Below are 26,831 nucleotides of genomic sequence, written 5' to 3'. Positions count from 1 at the left end.
AATCCTGGACAAACAGCATCTACTTGTAAGGTGTGCGCGGCGCACCTTACTACTGCAGATAGTGTAGATCGCCCTATGGCATATAATACAGCCTTGTGGAAAGAAAACGCATTTTCAACTCGACGCTCGTCGCAGCCGCTGTAGCGCTGACACTGCTAATTGCTTGGAACTTGTTTAAAAGCGTTTCCCCAACAACAGCACAGCAGCAAACGTCCTTAACCCTATCCGCTGCTATCAGCCTCTCACCAGCTTTACAAGAACTCAAAACAGTTTATCAGCAAATAAATCCCAACGTTACTATTACTTATAATTTCGGTGCTTCCGGCGCTCTCGCACAGCAAATTCAGCAAGGAGCCCCGGTAGATGTATTTTTCAGCGCCGCTACAAAACAAATGAACGATTTGCAGCAATCTAACCTGTTAATTAACGACACGCGCCGCAATTTGCTGACAAATCGCCTAGTTTTGATTACTCCCAAAAACGGTGTTGCTTTGAGCGATTTCAAACAGTTGACAGATGCCCGAATCAAGAAAATTGCGATCGGCGAACCGAAAAGCGTACCTGTGGGCCAATACGCTCAGGAAATGCTAAATAAACTTGGATTGTGGGGGCAAATACAGCCAAAATTAGTGCTAGGAAATAACGTCCGCCAAGTGCTGACATTCGTCGAAAGCGGTAACGTTGATGCTGGTATAGTTTATGCGACTGACGCCACAGCCTCCGACAAAGTAACTGTGCGGCTAACGGCTGCCGAAAATTTGCATTCGCCCATTGTTTATCCGCTAGCAGTTATCAGAAACAGCCGCAATCAGGCTGATGCTAAAGCGTTTGTTGACTTCTTGGGGGGCGATCGGGCTAAAATAGTATTTCAGAAATACGGATTTGGGATGGCTCACCAATTAGTCTCATACAACTGAGATGTTGCACCATTCTCAATTACTTGTTTAGCAACAGGCTTTCCGACCTGTTCCACAAGAAAATTCACTCTTTGTGGAACAGGCCGGAAAGCCTGTTCTTGAGAATGGTGCAAGATGTGAGATACAACCAAATTTTGTAGGGCGGGTTCACCAACAATATCTAATTCCCGCCAACAATCTATATAAACCCGCCCTCACACAACAGATAACCTTGTGTATTCAAAGAGATACATTGCGATTTGCCGCCCAAGTGGGGGCGGGTTTACGAAATTATTGGTATTAGCCAAAAATTGTTGGTAAAACCCGCCCCTACGAGCGAATCCCCAAATTATACATTTTGATTTATCTGTGTGTGGGGGGGTTTAGGAAATTATTTGTTTGAGGCAATTATTGTTAGTGAAACCCGTCCCTACGATTTATGGAATTTGATATTTCTCCGCTCTGGATCTCTCTAAAATCCTCCGCTATTGCGACATTGATCACCTTTTTCATGGGAATAGCCGCCGCCCGGTGGATGCTTTCAACTCGCATCAGAGGTAAAGCTTTGATTGAAGGCATTTTAATTTCTCCCTTAGTTTTGCCGCCGACAGTAGTGGGATTTTTGCTGCTGCTGCTGTTTGGGAGAAATGGGGCGATCGGGCAATTTTTGCTACAATTCGACTTAACTATAATTTTCACTTGGCAAGCCGCCGCCATTACTGCCACAGTTGTATCATTTCCCCTGATGTACAAAACTGCTTTGGGAGCTTTTGAGCAAATTGATGCCAATCTTCTCAATGCTGCTCGCACTTTGGGGGCCTCGGAGTGGCAAGTCTTTTGGCGCATTATGTTGCCGCTAGCATGGCCGGGAATTTTAGCAGGAACTATTCTCGCATTTGCCCGCGCTTTGGGTGAATTCGGCGCGACGTTGATGTTAGCGGGGAATATTCCCGGACAAACTCAAACTATCCCGATGGCAATTTATTTTGCTGTGGAAGCTGGGGATATGAGGCAAGCTGCTATTTGGGTTTTGATTATTCTGAGTATTTCTTTGAGCGTGCTAACTGCTGTTAATTTTTGGACGAATTTAGAAAAGATATCGCCCAAACCAAATTCGAGCCAAAAACTGCAATCAAATCTTCCTAAAGTCGCGTCTACTTTTCCCACAAAATCCCAACAACAACCGAACAACGGACTTTGTTTAAGCATTTTTAAACCTCTCTCCAGCTTTGCCTTGGATGTCGGCTTCGATATCGGCCCGGAAGTGCTGGGAATTTTGGGCGCGTCGGGTTCGGGAAAAAGCATGACTCTGCGCTGCATCGCTGGTTTGGAAACTCCAATGAGCGGTAAAATTGCAGTCAATGGCCGGGTTTTATTTGACTCCGCACAGGGCATTAATGTAGCTTCTAAAGACCGCCGCATCGGTTTTTTGTTTCAAAACTATGCTTTATTTCCTCACCTGAGTGTTGCTCAAAATATTGCGTTTGGCTTGCAGCATTTATCTGAAAGTGAGCAAGAACTTCGGGTAAAAGAACAGCTAATTTCGGTGCAAATGTCGGGACTGGAAAACCGCTACCCGCACGAACTTTCGGGCGGCCAACAGCAGCGGGTGGCTTTGGCAAGGGCGATCGCCCCTTCTCCAGAATTGCTGCTGTTAGACGAACCGTTTTCTGCTTTGGATACTCACTTACGCAGTCAACTGGAACGCGAGTTAATGCTGACGCTGGCTAATTATCGGGGAATTACTTTGTTTGTCAGCCACAATTTAGAGGAAGTTTACCGGGTGTGCAAAAATCTGTTGGTGTTGGCCGAGGGAAGGCCGATCGCCTTTGATACGAAAGAGAACATTTTCGATCGCCCTGGCAATTTCACTGTCGCCCAGTTGACTGGCTGTAAGAATTTCTCTGCCGCTAAATCGATCGCAGAAACTGTCGTGGAGGCGATCGACTGGGGCTGTAATCTGACTGTAGTCGAACCAATTCCCCAATCTCTAGTTTCTGTGGGAATTCGGGCTCATCAACTGAGTTTTGTTAGCGGGTGCGAGCTCGAAAATACTTTTCCTTGTTGGATCGCCTCGACTGTGGAAACTCCGCACCGGGTGACATTATATCTCAAATTGCACTCGCCTCCCAATCATTCCCAAGATTATCACTTGCAAGCCGAAGTTTTCAAGGAAAAGTGGAGGGCGATTAAGGACAATCCTTTTCCCTGGTATGTTCATTTCGAGCCAATTAGGTTAATATTAATGGAAGCATGAGTTGACTATCAATATACCGTTAACTGTAAACACTCAACAGTTAACAGTTAACCGTCAACACTCAACAGCTAAATACATCTTAACCCAAAATCAAATCATGACTGAAAAAGTTCAAAAAACCGACGCAGAATGGCAGCAACAACTCACGCCAGAACAGTTTAAAGTCACGCGCAAAAAAGGCACGGAAAGAGCTTTTAGCGGCGAATATCACGACAACAAAAAACCCGGAATTTATAAGTGTATTTGCTGCGGCACAGAGCTATTTAAATCAGAAACTAAGTACGATTCCGGTACCGGTTGGCCGAGTTTCTACGCTCCCGTTAGCGAAGAAAATGTCAAGTGCGAGTCGGATAACACCTTGTTCATGCGCCGAACAGAGGTACTGTGCGCTGTTTGCGACGCTCATCTCGGTCACGTATTTAACGACGGGCCGAAACCTACGGGTCAGCGTTACTGCATGAATTCTGCTGCTCTTGATTTCGTTCCCAAGGATTAAATTTAGTCAACCGTTCTCAGTCAAGTGTTCTGGAACAGGCTTTTGGGTCTGTTCTGGGCAATTGATGTTCAAAATGCACCCGTACTGCTATCTTATGGTGGAGGCAAAAAGAGTAAAAAAATAGTGGCGGCATGGGGATGGTATATCAGCGAGTTTTGCTGAAGCTCAGCGGTGAAGCGCTGATGGGCAGCTTGGGCTACGGCATCGATCCGGTAGTCGTTGGGTCGATCGCCCAGGAAGTGGCCAAAGTCGTGTCCCAAGGCATTCAAATCGCGATTGTTGTCGGTGGTGGCAACATTTTTCGCGGGGTGAAAGCTGCTTCGGCAGGGATGGATCGGGCAACGGCTGATTATGTGGGCATGATTGCTACGGTGATGAATGCTATCACTTTGCAGGATGCCCTGGAACAAGCAGGAGTGCCAACACGGGTGCAATCGGCGATCGCCATGCAAGAAGTAGCTGAACCCTACATCCGGCGGCGGGCGATTCGCCACCTAGAAAAAAAACGAGTAGTGATTTTTGGTGCCGGTTCTGGCAACCCTTTTTTTACTACTGATACTACAGCCGCTTTGCGGGCGGCTGAAATTGATGCAGAGGTGATTTTTAAAGCTACTAAGGTAGATGGGGTGTACGATTCCGACCCCCACCTCAACCCCAACGCGCGCAGGTATCAAACCCTCACCTATGCCCACGTCTTGAATCAAGATTTGCGGGTGATGGACAGTACGGCGATCGCCCTTTGCAAAGAAAATAATATTCCTATTATGGTATTTGACCTCTCGGTGTCGGGCAACATCTACCGAGCTGTAATGGGAGAATCTATTGGAACTCTTGTCGGAGGTTTTTGTGAAGTTAGCTGACGCAGAAGATCATATGCAAAAGGCAGTTGAGGCTACTCAACGGTCTTTTAATACTATTCGGACGGGACGGGCCAACGCCTCTCTCCTCGATCGAGTCATGGTAGACTACTACGGCTCTCCAACTCCGATCAAATCCCTTGCCAACATTGGCACCCCGGATGCGACTACGATCACCATTCAACCGTTCGATCGCACAGCGCTTACCTCGATCGAAAAAGCAATTTCCCTGTCCGATGTAGGACTCGTTCCCAACAACGACGGTTCAGTTATTCGCTTGAATATTCCGCCGCTGACGAGCGACAGACGCCAAGAATTTGTCAAAATGGCGGCGAAGTTTGCCGAAGAAGGTAAAGTTGCAATTCGCAATATCCGCCGCGATGCCGTTGACTCGATTCGCAAGCAGGAAAAAAGCAGCGATATCTCTAAAGATGAATCCCGCGACTTGCAAGATAAAATTCAAAAGCTGACGGACAAGTACGTGGCCAAAATAGAAGAAGTTCTGGCAGCCAAAGAGAAAGATATCACGACTGTTTAGGGAATGGGAAATTGGGCCGGGGGAATAGGAATAGTTTTGAGATTGCCGAGATCCGGCCGCGAACAACGAGCAGACGCTTAATGATTTGTGAGTTGTGAGTTAACAACTCAAGATTTAACACTCATTAACTTACCAATTCCTCCTGCCCCATGACCAATCACCCATTACCAGTTGTCCGGTGAAGAAATTCGTCCTGCCATTTTTAGTGGATTTAAGGCTGCTGAGGCGATCGATCGAGTCTTGGAGGCGCCGACGACGCTAAGGAGCCTTACACTCAATCGATCGCCCAAGAATGGAACACTCATCTGATTTGGGCCAGTCGCTTGGCTAGAGCATTCTATCAGTTTACAGGAGCTGCTTACAGAGCGGGCGTCAAATTGCCGATGACTACTCAGTTGATGAGCAAAATTTTGTGTGGCGAAATGCGTTATGCCGATATCGCTAACCGCGCTCTTAAAAAGCTGATGCCGTTTTAGAACGAAGGAAGTTCAGCAACGGATTTAACGCATGGATTTTGAGGGAAGAAAGAAGAGAGATTCTTCTTAAATCCCAATTCCTTATTCTCAATTCCTCATTCCTAATAGCGGTAAGGTGCGCCCCTAAGCACCCTAGATAATTGGATTTTGCGTAAATCCTGTAAAATTTAAAATCTAAAATCTAAAATCTAAAATCTAAAATCAAATGATAATTTATTTTTATAAAGTAGAGGAGCCTTACGGCTGCTTTTCTAATTTTTCACTACACGACATTTCTCTGCACGGTCAATATTGGTTGACGGTGGAACATTACTATCAAGCCCAAAAATTTGTCAGCACCGATCAAAGATTAGTGGCGGCGATTCAAGCCGTAGCAACTCCTCAAGAAGCCGCTAAATTAGGTCGCGATCCCAACCACCGGATTCGCGCTGATTGGGAAGCCGTGAAAATTCCCATTATGCGCGAAGCAGTTTTAACTAAGTTTCTCACTCATACAGACATTCAAGCGATTCTTCTTGCCACAGGGGATCGAGTGATTGTCGAGGATTCGCCAACGGATTACTACTGGGGGTGTGGCTGCGACCGAACCGGTCAAAATCATTTGGGTAAAATTCTGATGAGCGTGCGCCAAGAAATTAGTCAGGGCCAGGGGCGCTGAGAGAAACTCAAATTCTTTCGTTAATTATCATTATATGAAGTTATACAACAAATGTCAAGTTATCCTAACAATAAATAATTCTCATAGTGAGAGTTTAAGATTGCGAGAAATTTATAAGAGCTTTAAAATAATAATTATTATTTGCTTAAGTCGCTCTGCCTGTTGAAGGCAAGGATTAAACCGGCGCGATCGCAGATTTGACTTGCCCCAGCCCACCAGAGGCGATACACCGTCGTGTCTCACAAGTGCGCGACGGATTAATTGTACAGATCGGTTGAGTCAAAAACTCAGGGTGAGGCATTTGAGTTTGAACGCTCCAACAGCAGATCAAAACTTCTTATTATCCTTGTATAAGTACAAAAGGAGATTTATGCAACTCAGAGAAAATACGCAAGAATTACATTATAAACTAGACAGAGAAGTTTTGATACGGCGGATAACAGAACGCATTCGCCAATCTCTAGAATTAGAAGATATTTTAACCAGTACGGTAGCAGAAGTGCGGTCTTTTTTGAAAACAGATCGCATTATGATTTACAGGTTTACTGCCGACGGCAGTGGAGAAGTTGTTGCTGAGTCAATTAATAACAACTGTCTCCCTTCCTTGAAAGGACTGCACTTTCCAGCAGACGACATTCCCGCGAGCGCGCGGGAGATGTATGTCACTTTGCGCCAGCGGACAATAATAGATGTTAACTCAGGGACGATCGTCCTGAGTCCCCTCGATGCTGCAGACACCGGTCAACCTTTAGTAAAGGAAGAGATGCACTACAGATCGCTCGATCCTTGCCACACAGCTTACCTGATGGCAATGGGAGTGCAATCTTCCTTAGTCGTGCCGATTGTCCACCGCCGGATCGCGTCGGAAAACAGCAAAACAGATATCTGCGAGGCGGCCACGTGTCTGACTCGATACGAGCCCGGAAATAATCAAAAAATTCACATCGAACTGTGGGGACTTTTAGTGTCTCACCACTCTGCGCCTCTCAATATTTCACCAGCAGATTTAGAAGTAGTTCAGCTCGTATCAGATCAATTGTCTAGCGCTATAGCCCACGCGCTCCTCCTCCAGCAAACCCGCTCTCAAGCGGCCCGCGAAGCTACCGTGAGCCGCATAGCAGCCCTGTTGTATGGTCACGTAAACATTCAACTGCAACAAGGTTTAGAAGCCACCGTCACCGCTTTGGGCGGTAGCGGTGGCAGACTCTATCTCAACCAGCCGAAAATCAACGGTGAAAAATTATCCAATCCCAAGATTGAAGGAGGATTGCCAATTGCCCCGGCCCACAGTGATGCTACCTTTGAACTGTTCACCACAGGAGAACAACCGACACTTCCCAACTGGGAAAAAGTTAAGGCGATCGAAGCTCATCCCCTCTGGCAGGAATGGCTAACCAAAGGATTCAAAAATACCGAAGAACTTCCCAAATTTCCAATTTTTACTAATTCTCAATTCCCAGTTTTGATAATTACCGACTTATACAAAGAACCTCTATTTAGAGTTTTAGTTCCCGCTTTCCAATCTACTCAAATTCGGGGTTTACTGGTAATTCCCCTCCAATACAAACAACAAGTAGTCGGCTGTTTGACAATTTTTCGCAATGCAATTGATACCGAAAAACTGTGGGCGGGGCGCTTTGACACCAGCGCTGAACAAACCCTTCCCCGACAATCCTTTGAACTCTGGCGAGAAATAAAAAAAGGTCAGTCGCCCGAGTGGAAGTACGAGGAAATTGAGCAAGCTTTAGCTATAGGCAGCCAATTTTGTTCGGCAATTGGGCAGTACGTTCTTTATAAAGAAGTGCAAACTCTGAATGCCAACTTGGAGCGCCAAGTTCAAGAACGCACCGCCCAATTGCAAAAATCATTGGACTTTGCCAAAGTATTGACGCGAGTGAGAGACCAGATTCGCAGCACCTTAGATTTAAAAATCATACTGCAAACTATTGTGCGAGAAGTCAGAGTTTTGTTGGATACCGATCGCACGGTAATCTACCAATTTGCGGCAGACAAACAGGGCGAGGTAGTTGTCGAAGCTGTTTGCGGCCAGTGGCGGTCAATTTTAGGTATCAAATCTCCAGAAGGATGCTTTCCCGAAGGCTCAGACTGCTTTTATCGAGCCGGACGGGTGGGAGCAATTAATGATATTTATACTCATGATTTAACACCCTGTCACCGCGAATTTTTGGAAGATTTGCAGGTGAGAGGAAGTTTAATTGTGCCCATGATGGGCAAAGATTCGCAATTGTGGGGGTTGCTGATTGCCCATGAGTGTTCCGGGCCGAGAGTTTGGCAAACGGCAGAACAGGAATTGCTGCAACATTTAGCTGCTCAAGCTGCGATCGCCATTCACCAAGCAGAACTTTATCAAGAAAGTCTCAATGCAGCAACTGCCGATCGATTAAAAGCCGAACAGCTAGCTAAAACAGTCACAGAACTGCACAATACCCAAGCCCAACTGATTCAAACCGAAAAAATGTCCAGTCTCGGACAACTCCTGGCCGGAGTCGCCCACGAAATCAATAACCCCGTTAACTTTATCTACGGTAACCTGTCCCACGCCAGCGAATACACCAAAGATTTACTCTGCTTGCTGGAACTCTACCGCCAGCACTACCCCAATCCCAACCCAGAAATTAGCGAGTGCTCCGAAGCCATCGACATCGAATTTCTTGCCGAAGATTTGCCCAAAATTTTGGGTTCCATGACAGTCGGAGTTGAGCGCATCCGCCAGTTAGTTGTATCTTTGCGTAATTTTTCCAGGAGCGATCAAGCCGAGAAAAAAGCCGTTGACATTCACGAGGGCATCGACAGTACCCTGTTGATTTTGCAGCACCGGATCAAAGCCAATTCTGAGCACAGCACCGTAGAAATTATTAAAGAATATGCCAATTTGCCCTTAGTAGAATGCTATGCCAGCTCGCTCAATCAAGTATTTATGAATCTGATCGGCAATGCCCTTGACGCCCTAGAAATGGGAAAAAAAGAGCGAGTTATGAATCTTCCGTTTAAAGCGGCAAGTGCAGCGGCGACGCATTTAAGCTCCCAAATAGTGGCTATCGAGTCAGGACATATAAATGCCACCACCGAGTGTTTGATTCCTGATTTCCCATCCCCTTGCATTCGGATTCGCACCCAATTAATCGATGAAAAAACGGTAGGAATTTGCATTGCAGACAATGGTCACGGCATCCCCAAAGAGTTAATCTCTCACATATTTAATCCGTTTTTTACTACTAAACCCGTAGGTCGGGGCACGGGTTTAGGACTGTCTATCAGTTACCAAATTGTAGTTGAGAAACACCAAGGCGTACTTAAGTGTGTTTCTGTACCCGGTCATGGTACCGAGTTCTGGATCGAGATTCCGCTGAATTAGGTAGAACAACCTAAAAAAACAACACACCCAGATACCCGATTTCTTAAAGAAGTCGGGGCTCTAACATCGGACATCAAGAAATTATTTTATCTTCATCGCAGAGAGAGATAATTCGATTCACAAAAGCTTTTAGCTCTGGACAAGCTTGAATCGCAATCATCAGATCGTTGTTTTTCAAAATAGCCATTCCATCAATCACTTTGTTATAGTCTTTTCCGCGTTTTCCAGAGCTAAAAATCTCCTTAATCCAATAGTAAGGTGGCTTTTGATGATTCACTGTTTCAGGCGAACCGCTAGGAGCAGAAAGGTTGTGTTTCGCTAGCTTCTGGATAGTTGTCCAGTAGGGAAGAAGCCATGCTTCAAAATCATGTGATGCTGTGTGAGGATAGAATTTTGGGTTTTTACCTACCCATGTCCTCATTTTCTCTTTAGCATCATTGGCATCTTTAAAGTCCGGCTTTCCGGTATAAACGTCTGTAAGTGCAATTACAGCATCATAGCCATCATTATCGAGGAGAGTTTCAACTATTTTCTTGAGTTTCCCTTGCTTGGGAATTCCACCATGTTGTGGTTTAAAGTCTAGTCGGGGCATTTTTTGCTCTAAACGACTTTGCAGAAACTCATGAAGCTTCTTTCTAAATGCCATTTCAGTAGCACCTTCAACCAAAATAGCAATTCTCATGGACGGCCACCCATCACATTCATTTCCCAAACCTGGTCAAGACTGTAATCTTCTAACCATTTATCCAGGTTAAGAGTGTCAGCCCACCTCATTTTTGCCTCCCCTTCTTCCAAATCGCAGACCAAAATCTCGCTTGGATCGAGAAATCTGATGAGTCTATCTGAGTGTGTGGCAACTATCAGTTGAGTGTGTTTTGAAGCTTCTCTCATTAGATAAACTAAGTGTCTTAAGAGTTCCGGGTGTAGGCTAACTTCTGGTTCATCTAGCAACGTAATAGTTGTTAAAGTTTGACTTTGCAGGAGCGCAACCAACCAGAGGAAGCGCAGCGTTCCTTCTGATAGCTCATGGACATAGAAAGGCTGAGGAAAATTTCTATCTGTCCAAGTCATAGACATAGTTCCTGCGGCAACTGGAGGAAAGTTTAATCGATCGAAATCTGGAAAGGCAGCAGAAATGATATTTTCAACCATTTCAAAACTGTCTCTATCGGTCTCCCGAAGGTCGTAAAGACAGGAAACCAGGTTTTCACCGCTTGCTCCAGGCAACTTTGCAGGGCGCATTGCTTGAGGTAGACGGATGGGACTTTTCTCTGAAACATCGAGTGCTCCATAATATGTGCAAGAAGCAAGGCTCTTTCTCAGGTTCTCAGGTTCGCGATACATTTTAGGAACTTGAGAAAGGGATGTTTCAAGAGGATTGTGATCCCAATCCGGTCTCAAAAGTCCACTGCGTTCTTGAAAATATTTAACATCCAAACCTTGTGATTCAATATACTTGAATGGTTCAGCTCTGTTGGGATTTCTCTGCTGTGTTAAAGATTCGTCTCTAACTTCATAAGATAAACCTTTAGGTGACAATGTTAAGCTGTACTTCAAAGGTTGTTCCTTTGGCACTTGCATTGAAATTTCAATTTCAAGTTCTTGTACTTTACCTCTTGTCAAAATTTCATTCAAGCCGCCTTTAAGTTGTAATAAATTCTGTAAATTTCCACTTGCTGAAGCGGCTAGTATTGAAAGGACATCTAAAAAAGAAGTTTTTCCGGCTCCGTTTGCACCAATCATGACGATGAGATTTCTCATCTCAAGCTCAATATTTTGAAGACGCCGAAAACCCCTTACTGATATATTTTCAAATCTATTCATACTACTAACCATCATTACTATCAATAGTTAAACTAGCCTAGACAGATATATCCCGACTAGGCTAAGTATACCTGCCTTACAGACATTAGGGGTTTAGTAAAGCCAGATGGGTGTATGAAACGCTCTACATCCCTTGGGTTGGCGCAGCATGAAAAGTCGTTGGAGCAGGCAGTTCACAAGTCTTTAAGGCAAGATTAGCTTCACCAGCACAGAACCGATCGAACCGAGAAGACTCATAAAGTCGCCGCGGCTGGAGGTGCGGGGCTCCGTAGGCTTTTGGCGCGCCACAATGGCTTCGCCTAACTGCTTTGACAACTCCTGACCTTGGGGATTTCCTTGATCTGCAAAGAGTTTGTTTGCTATTGCAGCGTCTTGAGCCGCGCCGGCGAATTCTCCCAAGTCAGCGCGAGACATACTGCGTGCAAAATAAACGGCTGCTAAATCCGATTTCAGATTCAGGGCTTGATTGTAATAATCAATCGCGTTTCTGTAGTTTCCTGCTTGAGCTTCCAGCACTCCCAATCGGTAGAAGTCTTCAGCGGTGCCGATATTGGTTGGCATTCCTCTAACTCCGAGCAGTTGCGCGTTAGTTAAATTGGCGTTGAGCAAATTGGCGTCGCTGAGATAGGCACTTCTCAAGTCAGCACCGCTGAGGTTGGCACCGCTGAGGTTAGCCCCTGTCAGGTTGACGCCAAACAGGCTGGTGCCGCTGAGGTTGGCACCGCTGAGGTCAGCCCCGGTGAGGTTGGCTCGGCTGAGGTTAGCCAATCTCAAATCAGCACCTTTGAGATTGGCTCCGGTTAAGTTGGCTAAAACCAAGCCAGCACTGCTGAGGTCGCAGTTGGGACACTGTCGGGTGGCTAGTAATTGTTGCGTGTGTTGGATGTTCTCGGCGGGTGCAGGAGCGATCGGGGCGATCGCGCTCAGCAGCGTTGCAGCAGCGAGGATTCTGAGTTTCATTTTAACCGTCCAAAATCCAAAATATTAAATCTAAAATAGCTTTTATCGAAGCAATTGAAAATCACCATAACACAAGTGTACCCAACAAATCTTTTGACTTGCCGTATGTAGGAGTTCTGGGCGCCATCAGCACCCTACATTGAAGTTCTCGGCCTTACCTGAGTGTCAATCGATTTTAGATTTTAGATTTTAGATTTTAGATTTTAGATTTTAGAATTGAAGCATTGACTTGCGCGAGAGAAATACGTTCGGCAAGTTTCATCGGATACAGGTTTTTTATTTCTGGGTACTGAGTCTGGGAAGGAATGAATCACGTGGCGGGTATCATGGATGCTTTCGGTCAAATAAAGATTTCGCTGCCAATAAATTAGGGTAATGAAAAGCTCATTACCCTTTAGCCGCTGTTCTCGGCAACCATAAAAATTAACAATTGACACTCCCCGGCCTTAAGGCACGGGGATTCTTAAGACATTTCAGTCTTAATATCCCTATCGCGCTTAGTTCCCAGGCTGACTACTCTGGGCACAAAAGAGTGCGTAGTCATATCTCCTCAAAAATGTTTTGGGCGTAGACTTTCCCCCAGTCCGGGGGTAGGTTTTTACATCTTGTCTGATATGGTTATTCTACCATATTCATTTGTTAAGATGGATTTGTTATTTTACTTAACAATGGAAAAAAGCCGTCCTACAAGGACAGGGTTTTCAACCCAATTTTCTGATAAATTAGTCGTGAATCGTGCCGTCGGGCATCGTTGTACCCTTAAGATATACTCCGCTCAGATTAACTTTTGTAAGGTTGGCTCCCAACAGGTTTGCTCCGCTTAAGTCGGACGCACTTAAAATCGCTTCAGTCAAGTCTGCCCTAATTAGACTCGCCCCCATTAAGTCGGCTCCGCTAAGGTCTACTTTGCTCAAGTTCGCGCCAATTAAATCGCATTCTGTGAGCACCGCCCTACGCAAGTTTACTCCGTAAAGATTTACTCCGTGCAAGTCTGCACGGCTGAGTGTTGCGCGAGATATGTTGGCTCCAATTAAAGTTGCTTGGATCAGAGAAGCTCCGCTCAAGTCTGCTTTGCTGAGATTTGCTCCCATCAACTCAGCTCGATGCAGGTTAGCTTCAAGTAAAAGTGCTTCTGTGAGGTCGGCTCCACCTAAGTCTGCTTTGCTCAAATTAATCTTGCACAAATTGGCTTTGCCAAAGTTGACTCTGTTGAGTTTGGCTTTGCTGAGATTGGCTCCAATCAGGTCGGCTTCATACAGATTGGCTCCAATCAATTCTGCTTCGTAGAGGTAGACCTCGTGCAGGTAGACCCCGCTAAAATTTCTTTCTCCTATTGCATATAGCTTGAGCAGTTCGTCAACGTTCATTGTGGCTTCTCTACACCTTTTAAATGAAGAATACTGTCAGCAAGCTGGTTACACCGGATGTTCTGCAATTTTAGATTCTGAAATATTCACACCCAGCCTGAAACTTCCCTCAATCTCCAAGGTTTGAGTATAAATTAGATGGTTTGGTGAGGGTGAAGGACAAAGCTGCATTCTCTTTTTCATCTTTTTAAAACTTTATTTTTAAAAAGAATAACAACAAGTTTGATCGCACTTCCTAACTAAATCCCAAAGATTCTAGGTGGAAAGTCCGATCGAACCCATAACTTTTTGTAGTTAGTTGAGCTTACTGAGTAGTAGTGTGACATACATCACAAAAGAATGTTAGTAGGATCACATAGAAACTCCGCTTTCGATCACAGCAGGCGGGCAAAAATAGCCGATACTTATACTGTAATGCTGAGAAATTGACAATGCCACCCTCGTCGTGTTTTACTCAACTGGCGATAAAGCCAGTAGTTTCACAGATACTTGCCCGCTTGCTGTGAAAGTAGGTTGCAACGTCACTCGGCGCTCCCGGCTCCGGGTAATGAGAGTGTTGATGTATCAATATTTCTCGCACAGCGAAAGCCAGAAATGCACTTCTGGGAGTAGGGGAATGTCTGTATAAAAATGCGATAGCTGGTGTACAGACATTCGCTTGTTTGCTAGCACCTAATGACTAAAAATCGCCCATACGTTCGCAAAAAATACCAATAAATACCAGGAAAACCATGATAGATGTTTAACAATAAGAGAATAAATGGTATTCCTTAAGAGTCACCTATTGCCACTAATGTTACAGTCGATTGGTTAACGGCTATCAGTATTAGCAATGACGCTTGTCCCTCAAATACAAAACTGACCCAAAAACCGGGTTTTTTACCAAAAAAAATCGTTGCAACCTTGCTCCAGGTTAAAATAATCCGGTTTCTGAGCGTCGGAGTGCCTCCAGGAAGGAAAAAGTTTAATGAGAACGATCGCTTTTGTATTGCTTCAGGGCAAACAAAAGGTCAGCATTTAGGATAGGAGCAGCTTTTGCTCCCTTGTCAAACAAAGGTATTGTAGAACGCGAATCGTGAGGTAATTGATATGGCTGGAGTATGTAAACTTAGCATCACAGAGACAAGTGAAGAACTAAAAAACCTGTTAACTGAACAAAAAACGGCAAGTGGCTTTCAAAAAATTCAAGCACTTTACCTGTTCAAAATTTGTCATGTTAAGACAGTTAAAGAATTGGCAATGACCATCGGGGTAAATCGAATTACAGTGCAGCGGTGGCTCAGAAAGTACCGAGCTGACGGACTCGAAGGACTCCTCGAAACAAAGCACAGCGGCGGCCGTAAGCCGGCCATTCCTCCTTTGGCACGCGCTAGTTTGGCAATGCGCCTCAGCGACCCCCAGAAAGGCTTTAAAAGCTATGGAGAGATTCAAGAGTGGTTGCAGCAGGAATACAGCATTGAGGCTTCCTATAAAGCGGTTTATGCAACAGTCAGATACCACCTAAAAGCCAAGCTGACGAAAGTCTAGACAGTTATACCACGTCGGATTAAGCACCGATTATCTAATTGTTTGCCCTCAGCTTTTGAAGATTTTGAGGAGTTGCGTCATCACGACCAACCTGACTAATTTTTTTTTAACAAAACTCGCTCTCATAAACTGCGGAGCATATAAATTGTATGTTGTGGCAATGGGGTGAATGGGAAAAGATTTGATGCTTTTCCCGCGTTTGTGAAAGATGCTTAAAAAATTGGTCAGAAATCATAACTTGGAAGTTTTGTCTAATTTGCAGCTTTGGTGATAGAAATGTGAAAATAGGCAGCGGCTAAGGCAAAAATCGATCCAAAGCCGCTTTCAACTCTTCGATTTCCGTATCGATATTACCTTCTTTAGCGGCTCGGGCAATGCACTCGGTTAAGTGTTCGTCAAGAATGATTCTCGCTACGCGATCGAGCGCGCCTCGAACTGCAGCAACTTGCACGAGAACTTCGGGACAGGGACGGTTTTCTTGCACCATAGTTTTGATGCCGCGGACGTGTCCCTCAATCCGAGACAAGCGATTTACCAGCCGCCGCATGGATTCTTCATCGTGATGGTGAGGGTGGACTGATTCATCGTCGTGATGGTGGTGGGAATTTGAGGGCAAGGATTTGTCAGTAGAAGTATCAGATATAATCATCGGGGTTACGAGGGAAATTTAAAAGTTAGAATTCAGAATATGTTGAGTTGGTGCGGTCTCATGACTCATGTATTGTAACTGTCAAAATATATTTAGGATCTTCATAGTGGCAGATTATTGATTCCGCACGATCGCACACCCTTACCAGACTAACCCAGACTAACAAAGATTGACGCTATGCGACTATTTAAGTTTTTTCGGCCCGCACCTCGAACCGGTGCTCGTTGGTTCGCCCTAATTTTAGGAATGACGATCGCCCTGAGTGCGTTAACAATCACTCCTGCACCCGCTGCCGCTGATGGCACCACTCCGCCCAACTTACAGTTCCAGAGTTTCCCAGCCACCGCCGCGAATCCGCAACTGTTAGCGCTGCGGAGTCCTGAACTCCCAGGGGATACCGGCAGTTTTGTGACAGCGGCTGTCGATCGAGTCGGGCCGGCCGTTGTTCGCATTGATACTGAGCGGACTGTCAGCCGCAACATCGACCCCTTAATGGAAGATCCCTTCTTTCGCAGATTTTTGGGAGAAGATTTACGCAGTATGACCCCCAGACAAGAACGCTTACGCGGTCAAGGTTCTGGCTTCATTATTGACAAAAGCGGGATTGTTTTAACCAACGCTCACGTAGTTGACAAAGCCGATCGAGTGACTGTCACCTTAAACGACGGCAGGACATTTCCAGGGGAAGTGCAAGGTACTGACGAAGTAACAGATTTGGCAGTTGTCAAAATTAATACTAAGGAAGTTAACTTGCCCGTGGCAACCCTAGGAGATTCCAACGCGGTGAAAGTAGGAGATTGGGCGATCGCCGTGGGCAACCCCCTCGGATTTGACAACACCGTCACCTTGGGCATTATCAGCACCCTCAAACGATCCAGTGCAGCCGTCGGCATTCCCGACAAGCGGCTCGATTTCATTCAAACCGACGCCGCTATCAATCCCGGCAATTCCGGTGGCCCGCTGTTAAACAGCAGAGGAGAAGTGATTGGCATCAACACGGCGATTCGAGCCGATGCAATGGGTATTGGGTTTGCGATTCCGATCGACAAAGCCAAGGCCATCTACGCGCAGTTAGCCAAGGGAGAACAAGTCAGCCATCCATTTTTGGGGATTCAGATGATTGCTTTGACTCCTGAAATGGCCAGAGAGAATAATGCTGACCCCAATGCTCCTTTGATTGTCCCGGAAGTTCAGGGAGTGTTAGTGATGCGAGTTGTGCCAAATACCCCTGCTGAGAAAGCAGGGATTCGCAAAGGGGATGTGATAGTTCAAATTGACGGTGAGGGAGTGACTCAGGCCGAACAGTTGCAAAGTTTGGTGGACAACAGCCAAATCGGTCAAATTCTGAAACTGAAGGTGCGGCGCGGTGCCCAAATTAAAGAAGTAGCCGTTCAAACTGCTCAATTGCAAGATTTTTAGAAGTCAAGGGGAAGGGGGGAAACTGTTAAAAACCACATAAAGTTTGTAGTGAGGATTTTAGTCAAATCTTAATATTTTTAGGTAAGCTGTTGTGCATTTAAATTGTATGTTGAGGGCGGGTTCTCCTGCTCAGATCACAAGAGTGAAAAACTCTTTTACCATGCAATTTAAAGGCACACCTTAATAGCGACTAAAATCCTCACTACAAACGAGTTTTATTATTGGTGATTGATATGACACGAGTTCAACTTGCCTATCCCAAAATTCCAGATAGTAAAAATTGCCCTCACGAACAATGTATAGCTTTTGAGAAGTACGATGGTACTAATTTGCATTGGGTTTGGGAAATAGAACTCGGTTGGTATGCTTTTGGTACGCGCCGCAGTAGATTTGATTTGGATGAGATGGGAATTGCAGAATTTAACGCTGCACATCCAGGTTTAGAAGCAGCACCTGAAATATTTAAAAGAGACTTTGCTAGTCCCTTAGAGTCTATATTTCGAGAGAATGAAGAGTATCAGTGTGCTGAAAATACGGCGTTTACAGAGTTTTTTGGTGCTAACTCGTTTGCGGGAATGCACCAAAAGGGCGATCGCAAACAACTGGTGCTTTTTGATGTGGAAACTGAGGGCGGTATGGTTGTTCCCGATCGATTTATTCAGGATTTTGGTAAATTAAATATTGCGCGAGTGATTTATCGCGGCAAACTGACGGGCAAATTTATGGACGATCTTCGCCAGGGGAAATACGGTGTAGATGAAGGTGTTGTGTGCAAGGGAGGCCGCAATGCTAATAATCTGTGGATGGTGAAGATTAAGACTGATGCGTATATGCAGAGATTACGGGAAGCTTTTAAGGATGATTGGGAAAATTACTGGGAGTAATATCAAACTGATAGATCAACTGTCACAAGCCAAAGTGGGAGATGTCGGCAACCCCCTTGGATTTGACAATACCGTTGCGTAAGTCATCAGGAATTAAAGTATATTGGTCATAATCAATAGACAGCCAATAAAAAAATCAGGGAAGATTTAGTTATGACATCTGTGCAGATTGAAAAAAAAGCCATGACTGAAGAAGATGTGGCAAAGTTATGGGAAGCGTTCCAAGTATTTGACGCAGACGGGAGCGGTGCTATCTCATCAGAAGAACTGGGTCAAGTGATGCGATCGCTCGGCCAGAGTCCTAACGAAACCGAGCTGCGCGACATGATCAAAGAAGTGGACGTAGACTTGTCTGGCAGTATCGATTTTGATGAATTCAAAATGCTGATGGTGTCCCAGCAGGGCGATCGCCACAGTCGTCTCAAAATGGCATTTAGTGTATTTGATGAAAACGGTAGCGGTCAAATCACCAGAGACGAGCTGCACGGCGTGATGAGCCAGTTTGGGCTGACCGAGCAAGAACTCGATGAGATCATCAAAGAGGTAGACCATGACGGCGATGCCTCAATTGACTTTAAGGAATTCTGCAAACTGGTACCGGATGAGTCAGAGATCACAACCGGATATCAAGACTCGCCGGTTCCGATTGTCAGTACACAAACCACCGAAGTTTCAGATAGTACAGCGGCTGCGATCGCAACTACAGCAACTGCTATCAATGAGGCAGCTTCTGCCACTATTGAACCTAATCTAGAAGAAGCACCCACCGATAGCAATCCAGAAATAGCGCGGCTAAAAGAACTACTCGCGCAACACCCACAAGCTGAGAAGAAGCGCGGTACGTCCCGCTTGCAGATGCAGATTGGTTTGTTTCGTCTGATCCAGGGAGCAGCCTACCGCAGCTTCCGCGAGAGTTTCTCGGCCAACCACGAGACTCACCTGCGCGTGAGAAACTTGCCATACAGAATCGTTGATTTTGTGCAATTTGTCAGGACTGCGATCGGGCTTTATAAAGGATTGGGTGTAGTAGAGTCGGCGTGCAACCCTCTACTGGATGCAGTAGTTAAATCGATCGAAGATGAATATGCCCGACTGCAAGATCGCATCAAAAACTGGAAGACTATAGAAAAAACTCCAGAAATGTTGGCAGAACAAAAAGCCATGTTGGAAGCGCGGGGTAAGTCTGCAACTGCCAAGGAAAAGTTTGCGGCGGGAGTCGAGTTTGCAATCACCATCAAGAAGAAGAGTCTCAACTTGCGCGACATCGCCGAGGGTGTGCTTGCCATCAACGAACTCAACCGGTTGAGAAAAATGGAACTGAGTGAGGAAATGGCACCGCCACCAGCCAAATCTGAGGGAGATCCAAAAGAGTACCTGAAGAAGTGGAACCGCGTCATTCTCTCGGATGCTTCAGAGGAAATCGATGGTGCGATGATGCCAGTGGCATATTGGTATGAAGACTTTATGCCGAAGCTGCTAGCAGCCTTCAGCGTCAGCACAGCAGCAGACATTCCCTTCAACACTGTGCCTGACGAAGCGGCTTTAAACCAGTGGTACGAAGCTACCAAGGCGTCAGGGGAATTTGGGCGCTATGGGGCGGATGTTGCAGAAGGCTTTCCCAAATGCGCTCCAAAACAGAAGTTGATGCTTCAACAGGCATGGCGCTTGACGCACAACTACCTGAATGGGGTACAGAAACGGCGCGAACGCTTGGAGTTTGGGCGCGAGTCTGGCGAACTCTCGCAATATGTATCGTTCATCGACGTGTATATCGATCGCAGTGAAATAAAGAATTCACAAATGCGCGTCAGCTTCCCTTACTATATTGGCCCTGCGGTGTGGCGTTTCTTCCACACTACGGCTGAAATCGTCTCTACCAAGACCCCCCAACAGCAAAAAACTCTGGTGGCAATCTTCAAGGACTTCTTCAAGCTGTTTGCCACTATGTATCCCTGCCCCTACTGCCGCCACCATCTCAACGCCTATGTCGTGCAGAATAAAGAGGTGGAAATGTACCCTGTAGAGTACCTCGTGCTTGGGCGTGACCCGCGTCTGAATAACTTTGAGGTATCAATGGAGGCGAAGTTGTCCACTGTAGTAGATGGCGCTTCCCTGCGCTTATTCTTCTGGAAGTTGCACAATACTGTCTCTTCATCAATTGCGCGATCGGAGGAGTGGTATCACAAGGATGAGAAAGCATTCTACACCACCCGTTATTGGCCTAGCATTGACTCTGAGCTAGCACGAGCCAAAGCCCTCAAACACATTAGCATTGCCACCGATCGAATGTACCGGCTCTACGGTATGCTCAAGCCCGCGGCACGACTGACAGGGGTGAGAGCAACTTTGCAAAAGCTGTTGGATAAGCGGGATGAGGAAGGCATCAAGGAGGCCTGCTTAGTTGCCCAAGATTACATCAAGGAGTTGGAGGAGGCGATCGTCACGGGACAATTCCTACAAGAGACATATTACTTTGACCCCGATCTTGTCGATCAAGCTCCAGTCTTTAGTCCTGAAGAAGAGGAGTTTGCTCGCAGCGGTGTGTTCGTAGAGGTTGCTTAAATATCAGTCAGTAAAAAGTTAAGTTTTTAAGCTTAACTTTTTACCGATTATAAAAAACTAGACAAATTAGGGTGATTAACACTCTGAGTGGATTTATAGCAGAAGGAAGAAGGAAGAAGTCGATGTAAAAATGCAATTCCAGGCAATTGTTTGAGCGATCTAGAACGTCCTTACTGTCTTGGTGGCGGTTGCTAGGGAGGTGGCAATGCTAATAATCTGTAGATGGTGAAGATTAAAACTTATGCGTATATGCAGAAATTGCGGCAAGCTTTGAAGCGTGTGAGGGCATCCAGAAAAGTTTGGCTAAAACCTTGGATAACGGCGATCGCATTTTCGTAGAAGATGAGGATGGGGTGTTTATCCCAGTCTAGGAGTGAAGAGTAGATTTTGAGCTTGAGGGTTGCGGTGTCACTATGCCATAATTAATGAGAGCATATATTCAAAGGATTAATAAGGACTATGGCAAGCATTACGATTCAAGTTGATGAAGATATTAAGACGGCGTTTGAAGGGGCTACTTCTGAGACTCAGAAACAGTTGATAGTGGAAGTCGAATTTGGTCATGTTCAGAAATACGATACAGTAAGGGGCTTCGGCTTTGTAAGCCGCACATTTAGGAATGCTAATCGGCGACATGAAAATAATGTTTGGTTTCACATCACAAAGATCAAGCGTGATTACCCCAGTCTGGCAAAAGAATTAGATGCTGGTTCGTTGGAGATGAATTTTTGGTACGAAGTTGATAATAGCGATCGCGAAAAGGTCAGTAAAATCTGGCTAGATCCACAAGACATTCCTAAGCAGCAACGAGACAGTTTAGTTGCTTATATTGAGCAACTATGGTGCAATCATTATCGAGCCCTTCCTGAATGGCTAGATTCCATAACAATTGTTGTGGTTGGACAAGTTCGCAAAGATGAGTTGAAGCAACTTTATGATGATCAAATCCGTAAGCGAAATGAAGTAAAAAAGCAAGAACAAATACAGATACAATCTCGACGTAAACAGGCGATGCAGAGTAACAATCAAACTCAATCGTCCCCAGATCGAGTGCAAGGACATCTGAATAATATAAAAAATAATGCAATTCCATCAGATAGAGATCGTTTTCGTGCCGAGAGAGGAGTGATTGAGGCAATTTTCTCTAGCAACACGATGCACGGCTTACCTCCTGAATTGATGGCAATTGTTCGCCCATGCCCAAGGGGAAGTAGGACAAACCCACGTTCTCATCAGCCTGGTGGCAGTGACGTAGTAGTTGCTTATAGTCTCGGTCATGCTATTTTGTATGACTGGATTGACAATGTTGAGTGGTACATTGGATCATTCGAGCGGAATGACCCCGGTTTTCATTTACACATTCAATCAATATATGGGCGTTTTTGTGAAGATCCGAGCGAGCGCAGGATTGGTGTGTTTTGCCCAATATGGGATCGTGACAAGGATGGAGCATTGAAGGATGCCATTAAAGATTGCTTGAAAAGATATCAAAGACAGATGGATATTGGTCATAAAACCTTGCATGAAGAAGCAAAAAAGTATTGGAAAAGCTATGGTCTTTCCGATCGAGAAGTTGAAAACTTGCCGACGCTTTACAAGCAGTATATGAAGGAAAAGGATGATAACGAAAACTTAATGCTTTTCTAGTTGCTTATCTAACAATCCGATGCAACGGACAATAATATGCGGCTTACATTCTGTTCCATCGCCGCCAACGCCAACCGCGCCAAGGCTGTATCAATTGCCTCTCGTTGGTCTAAAATCTCCTCATCCGCCTTCCAGTCATACACCCAATCGACAAACTGCCCGTATAACCCCGCCTGCGTTTCCGGCAAACCGCCCCCCGTCTGCCAAATTTGACACAACATCCACAACCGCAAGGGATTCTGAATCAACTCCTTGAGACGGGAATTTTCCGACTGTGCTAACGTCGCCTCTAAACTCTCCCCCGTCTCCGCATCCCCCATCCCCGCAAACCAACGGCGAATATATCCGTCCGTTACCTGATGATTAAACCGCAGAGGCCACAGAGTCAGAGAAGATAGAGATGAATAATTCTGATACCAACGGATTCGATCTAACGCTCATTCTTTTGCATTACCCTACTCTTCAAGTTCTAAATATCGAGCCAAAATCTGTTGAATTTCTTGTAATTGTTGCAACTCCAATTGCCCAAGACAGCGCACAAGTCTGCGTTTATCAAACGTCATCGGATCGACACATACGATAAAACTATCGGTACTCAGACCATTGAGAGTCGAAGGAATCACAGGCAAAACAACAGCTCGTAAACCCTCGTTTGGAACAGCAGAAGTGATGGGTAGAACTGTGACTTTGCTGTGTTGATTAAAAGCAGTTCCTGAAACAATTACCGCCGATCGAGTCTTGCGGATTTCTGTACCGACTCAGGGTTCGGAATTCATGAGCCATAGGCTTCCCAGTCGGTAATCGCTGCTTGCTGCTATGCTCGATCCTCATCGGTTAATTGATCGCTCAGTTCATCAAGCAATAAACAGGCTTCTACCATTGCCTGCTGTTCTTGTTGTTTGCGCCACGCTTGCAATAAAAGCTCAATTAGCCGACTGCGATTTTCTACACGATCGTCAATGTAACGCACTAGCTCATCTGGCAAAGATATAGATACTTTCATAAAAAATACTCGATAGTGTTGGAAACTCAGTTTTTTTGGCTTGTTCGGCTTAGCAGCACTGCCTTACTTATTGGCTCACCTTACGGAACAAAAAGACGACCAACGCCCATCCAGGTTTCGATATCCAGCAAGATTTCCAGAATACGGTCAACACAACGATTGCGATAGACTCGATCGGCTAAAAATCGATCGGCATCTCCAATTGTAATCACAGGCAGAGAATCCACCGTATTTTCTTCTCGGATCACCTGTTCCAGGGAGTCTTCACCCTTCATGCTGCGGTTGGCAGTAAGCAAAATCATCTGATTTGCCTGAGCAAGTCGCCAAACAACTCGATCGTTACTGTCGATCGACAAATTCATCTGCTTGAAAGTCACCAAACGAATTGGGAGTAGATTTAACCAACCTTGACTCGCAATATTGCCCAATAAAATCTCTGCATGACCTCCGAGATTGTGATCTATCAGAAAATTCATGCTTCTAGTTCGTGTTTGGCTTTCTGCTGTTGAAGTTTTGCCCAAAGAGCCTCTCTACCGGGTTTGGGTGGCATCGCTGCAACGCGGGCTGAATGTTCGCGATTGCGTTCTTCCCAATACTCCCTAATTTCCTTAGCTTGCCTTAAAACAATTTGATATTCTGCTTCGACTTCTGCACGATTTGCCTCAATGTAGGATAAAGCAACGTTAATCTGCTCCTCTGTTAAGTCAAACAAGGAACGGATAAACTTCGGGGGATATTGAGCCGTCAGGTAGTCCATCACATCATAGAGAGTGATGCGCGTACCTGAAATTGTCAGTCCGCGCTCTGTACGAATAATGATTGGTTGGTGGTTGGATACTGAAACCATACCCATAGCCTCTGAAACAGTCTAGGAAATAATCCGATCGTACCTTACAAATTTGTAATGTCGTGTTTGGAGAAACCTTTGAGCAAATCCACCAGACGCCCTACACAAAATTAGCCGGATCTTGATCTCGCCGATGCTTCAGCAGAATCGGAGAACCTTGGCCATCACCCACCAAAGCCGCCGTTTCCTCCAACGCTTCCCTCAATCGCTTGGCCGCGTAGATGGACATATCGCGGGGCACATTCACCCGATCGCGCAAATACCGCAAAGCCGCATCAGAACCGGGCGGCGGCGTACAAACTTCGCCAGTCATCATCAAAGTTAAAGCACAACGCAAAGCCTCATCAAATAAGTTGTCATCAGCAGGATTGACTCGAACGATGTTGCGGTGATGCTTAATGACGCGATGAAGTGCTTCAGCGCGGGAGGTTTCCGGTTCTGGATACATCACATCCGGCAGTCCAGCCCAAGGCCCATTATCCACGCGGGCTTTATTTACTAGCATCTGAGGTTCGCCGTTTTCATAACAGCCGCCCATCTGAGGCGGTAAATCGTGGACGTGGGTGTGAAAATCGCTCTGAGTGCCGCGATAGGTAGGGCGGCTTTCCATCGCCGCAAACCAGTCCGCAAAGCGCGGGTTTTCTTCCCGCATTGAGTAGCCTTTGTAGTAGTAAAGACTGGCATTCATCCGTTCGACGTAGGGCGTAAAGATGACATCCGCAGTGCCAAATTCATCGAGGAAATAAGGCCCCGGAGTGCTAGCCAGGGCCTTTTCTACCTGGGCGACGACGCTGATAAATTGGTTGCGGTTGTGTTGTTCTACTTTGGCTGAACTTGCTGGATAGCACAGCCAAGAGCACCAGGCTCTAAATAGCAGTCGCTCTAACCGCCGCAGGGGTATTACTGCGGCGTTTTCCATGCCCAAACCCAAGGGGCCATAGACTCGTTCCAGGGCGATTAAGATGTCATCGCTTTCGGTGATGATGCGGCCGTCTAGTTCGATCGCCGGTAGCATTCCCGATGGCACTTTGCGCTTGTACCAGCTTTCCTTTTCCCCGTAGCAGAACATAGTAACTTTGTCAATACGGTAGGGGATTTGTTTTTCTTCTAACCACAACCAGATTTTTTGGCAATAGGGACACCAAGCATGGTTATCGCGGTACAGAGTGACTCGCACATCGGATTCGGTTTGTCCGAAGAGGCGTAACCGGGCTTGGGCGTTGGTTGGCCCGTTGGTGCGATCGACTTCAAAGTCTGTGAGGGCTTCTAATTCTGTCCAGGTTAGAGGGGTGGCGATCGTGGCGGTGGATGTCATGGGTGAATTAGTGCGGATGATGGTTGTCAGAAATATAGACTAAATGTATATCGTTTATTGGTTGCGATCGTCCAAAAGCCAATGGCAAATTTGCCATTGGCTGATGTTTGTGACTGACTACACCATCCCTACGGGCGATCAAGTTGCGATCGAGACTTACACACAAATCACTTATTTCTGTCATTGCGAGGCACGAAGCAATCTCAAAACCCTTGGCACACCGTAGAGCGTGCGTAAGTCCTGCTGATATTAAATCAGAGCGAACATATCTTGGGTAAGCGAGCTTGATGAAAAACCCATGACAGACGCTAACAACTCACCAGTGCTGGCGATACGGATCAGGGTGTCCTGCGCCTGCATACCTGTACCCTGGCTAAATGTCAACTGGTTAAATGTTAGACCGCCGCTTAATGCCACTAAATCTTGACCAGTCTGGAAATCAGTAATGGTGTCCACTCCTGCACCAGAGTTCAGCACAAAGCGATCGCGACCATCACCACCTATCAGCCAATCATTGCCTAAACCGCCATTGAGCAGGTCATCACCAGCACCGCCATAGACTGTATCATTTCCCAAGTCTCCAAACAGGGTGTCATTTCCCCTGTCCCCGGAAACTAGGTCATCATCCTTACCGCCGTGGACAACATCATTACCTTTACCGCCATAGACACTATCATTTCCCATGCCTCCGAAGAGGGCATCATCTCCTGAATCTCCGGAAACTAGGTCATTATCCTTGCCGCCGCTAACAATATCGTTGCCTTTACCGCCGTAAAGAGAATCGTCGCCCTGATTGCCGTTGAGAACGTCTTTGCCTTTATTGCCATAGAGCAAATCATTACCCAATCCACCAAAAAGACTGTCATTTCCCAACTTACCGATTAAGACATCATCATTTTGAGTACCTGTGATTGAGTCGTCATTGTCAGTGCCAATTAAGGTGTCACCCTTGATCCCCTCAAGCGTTGGCGTTGGTTCTGGAATCGGAGTGGGTGTCGGTTCTGGAATCGGAGTGGGTGTCGGTTCTGGAATCGGAGTGGGAGTTGGGCTGGGTTCTGGAGTTGGAACTGGTGTCGTCGGTTCTAGAGTTGGAATTGGAGTCAGCTCTGGAGTGGGAGTTGGGGTCGGTTCTAAAGTTGGGATTGGTGTCGGAGTTGGGGTCGGTTCCGGAGTGGGAGTTGGGGTCGGTTCTAAAGTCGGAGTGGGAGTTGGGCTGGGTTCTGGAGTTGGAACTGGTGTCGTCGGTTCTAGAGTTGGAATTGGAGTCAGCTCT

Annotated in this window: 29 protein-coding genes; 13 read left to right on the top strand and 16 right to left on the bottom strand. The window is 46.0% G+C overall.

Annotation, left to right across the window (positions count from 1 at the left end; all coding sequences use genetic code 11):
- Positions 1 to 95: 95 nt before the first annotated feature.
- From modA to frr, 5 genes are all read left to right on the top strand, one after another.
- Entirely contained in the window at positions 96 to 917 is an 822-nt protein-coding gene (modA, locus tag QUB24_RS22360; RefSeq protein WP_333155555.1) for a molybdate ABC transporter substrate-binding protein, read from the top strand.
- A gap of 418 nt (positions 918 to 1,335) precedes the next feature.
- Positions 1,336 to 3,153, top strand: coding sequence for a molybdate ABC transporter permease subunit (modB, locus tag QUB24_RS22355; protein WP_333155552.1), 1,818 nt, complete (start codon positions 1,336 to 1,338; stop codon positions 3,151 to 3,153).
- Positions 3,154 to 3,250: 97 nt separating this feature from the next.
- Positions 3,251 to 3,649, top strand: a complete 399-nt coding sequence (gene msrB, locus QUB24_RS22350) for a peptide-methionine (R)-S-oxide reductase MsrB (protein WP_333155550.1) — start codon at positions 3,251 to 3,253, stop codon at positions 3,647 to 3,649.
- Positions 3,650 to 3,780: 131 nt separating this feature from the next.
- Positions 3,781 to 4,509 (top strand): UMP kinase, encoded by a 729-nt coding sequence (pyrH, locus tag QUB24_RS22345; protein WP_333155549.1) that lies wholly within the window; start codon positions 3,781 to 3,783, stop codon positions 4,507 to 4,509.
- Positions 4,496 to 5,044 (top strand): ribosome recycling factor, encoded by a 549-nt coding sequence (gene frr / locus QUB24_RS22340; RefSeq protein WP_333155548.1) that lies wholly within the window; start codon positions 4,496 to 4,498, stop codon positions 5,042 to 5,044. Before pyrH ends, frr begins: the two co-directional genes overlap by 14 nt.
- Before the next feature lie 164 nt (positions 5,045 to 5,208).
- On the opposite strand, the gene QUB24_RS22335 is transcribed toward frr, so the two are convergent.
- On the bottom strand, positions 5,209 to 5,349 hold the full coding sequence (locus QUB24_RS22335) for a hypothetical protein (RefSeq protein ID WP_333155547.1): 141 nt from the start codon (positions 5,347 to 5,349) through the stop codon (positions 5,209 to 5,211).
- An 18-nt stretch (positions 5,350 to 5,367) separates the two neighbouring features.
- On the opposite strand from QUB24_RS22335, the gene QUB24_RS22330 reads away from it, so the two are divergent.
- The 3 genes from QUB24_RS22330 (at position 5,368) to QUB24_RS22320 (ending at position 9,554) form a co-directional block, all read left to right on the top strand.
- Positions 5,368 to 5,520 (top strand): hypothetical protein, encoded by a 153-nt coding sequence (locus QUB24_RS22330; RefSeq protein ID WP_333155545.1) that lies wholly within the window; start codon positions 5,368 to 5,370, stop codon positions 5,518 to 5,520.
- A gap of 205 nt (positions 5,521 to 5,725) precedes the next feature.
- The gene (locus QUB24_RS22325) at positions 5,726 to 6,178 is read left to right on the top strand and encodes an NADAR family protein (RefSeq protein WP_333155543.1); all 453 of its coding nucleotides are present in this window, start codon (positions 5,726 to 5,728) and stop codon (positions 6,176 to 6,178) included.
- A 370-nt stretch (positions 6,179 to 6,548) separates the two neighbouring features.
- Entirely contained in the window at positions 6,549 to 9,554 is a 3,006-nt protein-coding gene (locus QUB24_RS22320; protein ID WP_333155542.1) for a GAF domain-containing protein, read from the top strand.
- A gap of 73 nt (positions 9,555 to 9,627) precedes the next feature.
- Here QUB24_RS22320 and QUB24_RS22315 read toward each other — a convergent pair whose 3' ends face one another.
- The 5 genes from QUB24_RS22315 to QUB24_RS22295 all read right to left on the bottom strand — a co-directional run bounded on the left by QUB24_RS22315 (position 9,628) and on the right by QUB24_RS22295 (position 13,888).
- Positions 9,628 to 10,236, bottom strand: a complete 609-nt coding sequence (locus QUB24_RS22315; protein ID WP_333155540.1) for a DUF4276 family protein — start codon at positions 10,234 to 10,236, stop codon at positions 9,628 to 9,630.
- On the bottom strand, positions 10,233 to 11,378 hold the full coding sequence (locus QUB24_RS22310) for an AAA family ATPase (protein ID WP_333155539.1): 1,146 nt from the start codon (positions 11,376 to 11,378) through the stop codon (positions 10,233 to 10,235). The genes QUB24_RS22315 and QUB24_RS22310 overlap by 4 nt, the downstream gene beginning before the upstream one ends.
- Before the next feature lie 183 nt (positions 11,379 to 11,561).
- The gene (locus QUB24_RS22305) at positions 11,562 to 12,338 is read right to left on the bottom strand and encodes a pentapeptide repeat-containing protein (protein ID WP_333155537.1); all 777 of its coding nucleotides are present in this window, start codon (positions 12,336 to 12,338) and stop codon (positions 11,562 to 11,564) included.
- 722 nt (positions 12,339 to 13,060) lie between these two features.
- A complete protein-coding gene (locus tag QUB24_RS22300) occupies positions 13,061 to 13,705 on the bottom strand; it encodes a pentapeptide repeat-containing protein (protein WP_333155535.1) in 645 nt (214 codons plus the stop codon).
- 48 nt (positions 13,706 to 13,753) lie between these two features.
- Complete coding sequence (locus QUB24_RS22295; RefSeq protein WP_333155533.1) at positions 13,754 to 13,888, bottom strand: hypothetical protein; 135 nt, start codon at positions 13,886 to 13,888, stop codon at positions 13,754 to 13,756.
- A 906-nt stretch (positions 13,889 to 14,794) separates the two neighbouring features.
- Here QUB24_RS22295 and QUB24_RS22290 point away from each other — a divergent pair.
- Positions 14,795 to 15,232 carry a helix-turn-helix domain-containing protein gene (locus QUB24_RS22290; RefSeq protein ID WP_333155532.1) on the top strand — a complete coding sequence of 146 codons (438 nt, stop codon included), beginning with the start codon at positions 14,795 to 14,797 and terminating at the stop codon, positions 15,230 to 15,232.
- Between the two features lie 295 nt (positions 15,233 to 15,527).
- Here the strand turns inward: QUB24_RS22290 and QUB24_RS22285 are convergent, their stop codons facing one another.
- Positions 15,528 to 15,881 carry a metal-sensitive transcriptional regulator gene (locus tag QUB24_RS22285; protein ID WP_333155530.1) on the bottom strand — a complete coding sequence of 118 codons (354 nt, stop codon included), beginning with the start codon at positions 15,879 to 15,881 and terminating at the stop codon, positions 15,528 to 15,530.
- Positions 15,882 to 16,058: 177 nt separating this feature from the next.
- Between QUB24_RS22285 and QUB24_RS22280 the strand changes: the two genes are divergently transcribed.
- From QUB24_RS22280 to QUB24_RS22270, 3 genes are all read left to right on the top strand, one after another.
- On the top strand, positions 16,059 to 17,300 hold the full coding sequence (locus QUB24_RS22280; RefSeq protein ID WP_333155528.1) for an HhoA/HhoB/HtrA family serine endopeptidase: 1,242 nt from the start codon (positions 16,059 to 16,061) through the stop codon (positions 17,298 to 17,300).
- Positions 17,301 to 17,533: 233 nt separating this feature from the next.
- Positions 17,534 to 18,184, top strand: a complete 651-nt coding sequence (locus QUB24_RS22275; protein ID WP_333155526.1) for an RNA ligase family protein — start codon at positions 17,534 to 17,536, stop codon at positions 18,182 to 18,184.
- Between the two features lie 153 nt (positions 18,185 to 18,337).
- Positions 18,338 to 20,746, top strand: coding sequence for an EF-hand domain-containing protein (locus tag QUB24_RS22270; protein ID WP_333155523.1), 2,409 nt, complete (start codon positions 18,338 to 18,340; stop codon positions 20,744 to 20,746).
- Positions 20,747 to 20,985: 239 nt separating this feature from the next.
- Here the strand turns inward: QUB24_RS22270 and QUB24_RS33675 are convergent, their stop codons facing one another.
- Positions 20,986 to 21,090: a hypothetical protein gene (locus tag QUB24_RS33675; RefSeq protein WP_445300428.1), complete on the bottom strand. Its 105-nt coding sequence runs from the start codon at positions 21,088 to 21,090 to the stop codon at positions 20,986 to 20,988.
- A 115-nt stretch (positions 21,091 to 21,205) separates the two neighbouring features.
- Here QUB24_RS33675 and QUB24_RS22265 point away from each other — a divergent pair, with 115 nt between their 5' ends.
- Positions 21,206 to 22,393: a hypothetical protein gene (locus QUB24_RS22265; RefSeq protein WP_333155521.1), complete on the top strand. Its 1,188-nt coding sequence runs from the start codon at positions 21,206 to 21,208 to the stop codon at positions 22,391 to 22,393.
- 8 nt (positions 22,394 to 22,401) lie between these two features.
- Here QUB24_RS22265 and QUB24_RS22260 read toward each other — a convergent pair whose 3' ends face one another.
- From QUB24_RS22260 to QUB24_RS22230, 8 genes are all read right to left on the bottom strand, one after another.
- On the bottom strand, positions 22,402 to 22,713 hold the full coding sequence (locus QUB24_RS22260) for a hypothetical protein (RefSeq protein ID WP_333155519.1): 312 nt from the start codon (positions 22,711 to 22,713) through the stop codon (positions 22,402 to 22,404).
- Positions 22,714 to 22,848: 135 nt separating this feature from the next.
- Complete coding sequence (locus tag QUB24_RS33670) at positions 22,849 to 23,139, bottom strand: type II toxin-antitoxin system PemK/MazF family toxin (RefSeq protein ID WP_445300427.1); 291 nt, start codon at positions 23,137 to 23,139, stop codon at positions 22,849 to 22,851.
- Between the two features lie 68 nt (positions 23,140 to 23,207).
- A complete protein-coding gene (locus tag QUB24_RS22255; protein ID WP_333155518.1) occupies positions 23,208 to 23,396 on the bottom strand; it encodes a hypothetical protein in 189 nt (62 codons plus the stop codon).
- 80 nt (positions 23,397 to 23,476) lie between these two features.
- Positions 23,477 to 23,872 carry an ACP S-malonyltransferase gene (locus QUB24_RS22250; protein WP_333134341.1) on the bottom strand — a complete coding sequence of 132 codons (396 nt, stop codon included), beginning with the start codon at positions 23,870 to 23,872 and terminating at the stop codon, positions 23,477 to 23,479.
- Entirely contained in the window at positions 23,869 to 24,243 is a 375-nt protein-coding gene (locus QUB24_RS22245; protein ID WP_333155516.1) for a DUF433 domain-containing protein, read from the bottom strand. Before QUB24_RS22245 ends, QUB24_RS22250 begins: the two co-directional genes overlap by 4 nt.
- A 100-nt stretch (positions 24,244 to 24,343) precedes the next feature.
- Positions 24,344 to 25,558, bottom strand: coding sequence for a glutathione S-transferase family protein (locus tag QUB24_RS22240; protein ID WP_333155515.1), 1,215 nt, complete (start codon positions 25,556 to 25,558; stop codon positions 24,344 to 24,346).
- 7 nt (positions 25,559 to 25,565) lie between these two features.
- Positions 25,566 to 25,742: a hypothetical protein gene (locus tag QUB24_RS22235; protein ID WP_333155513.1), complete on the bottom strand. Its 177-nt coding sequence runs from the start codon at positions 25,740 to 25,742 to the stop codon at positions 25,566 to 25,568.
- A gap of 65 nt (positions 25,743 to 25,807) precedes the next feature.
- On the bottom strand, positions 25,808 to 26,831 hold a 1,024-nt coding region (locus tag QUB24_RS22230), incomplete at its 5' end, for a calcium-binding protein (protein ID WP_333155512.1).

The organism is Microcoleus sp. B9-D4 (assembly GCF_036705105.1).
In the GTDB taxonomy this organism is placed as follows: Bacteria; Cyanobacteriota; Cyanobacteriia; order Cyanobacteriales; family Microcoleaceae; genus Microcoleus.
Note: the sequence above shows the minus strand (reverse complement) of the source record. Positions and strands in the feature narration are given on the sequence as shown.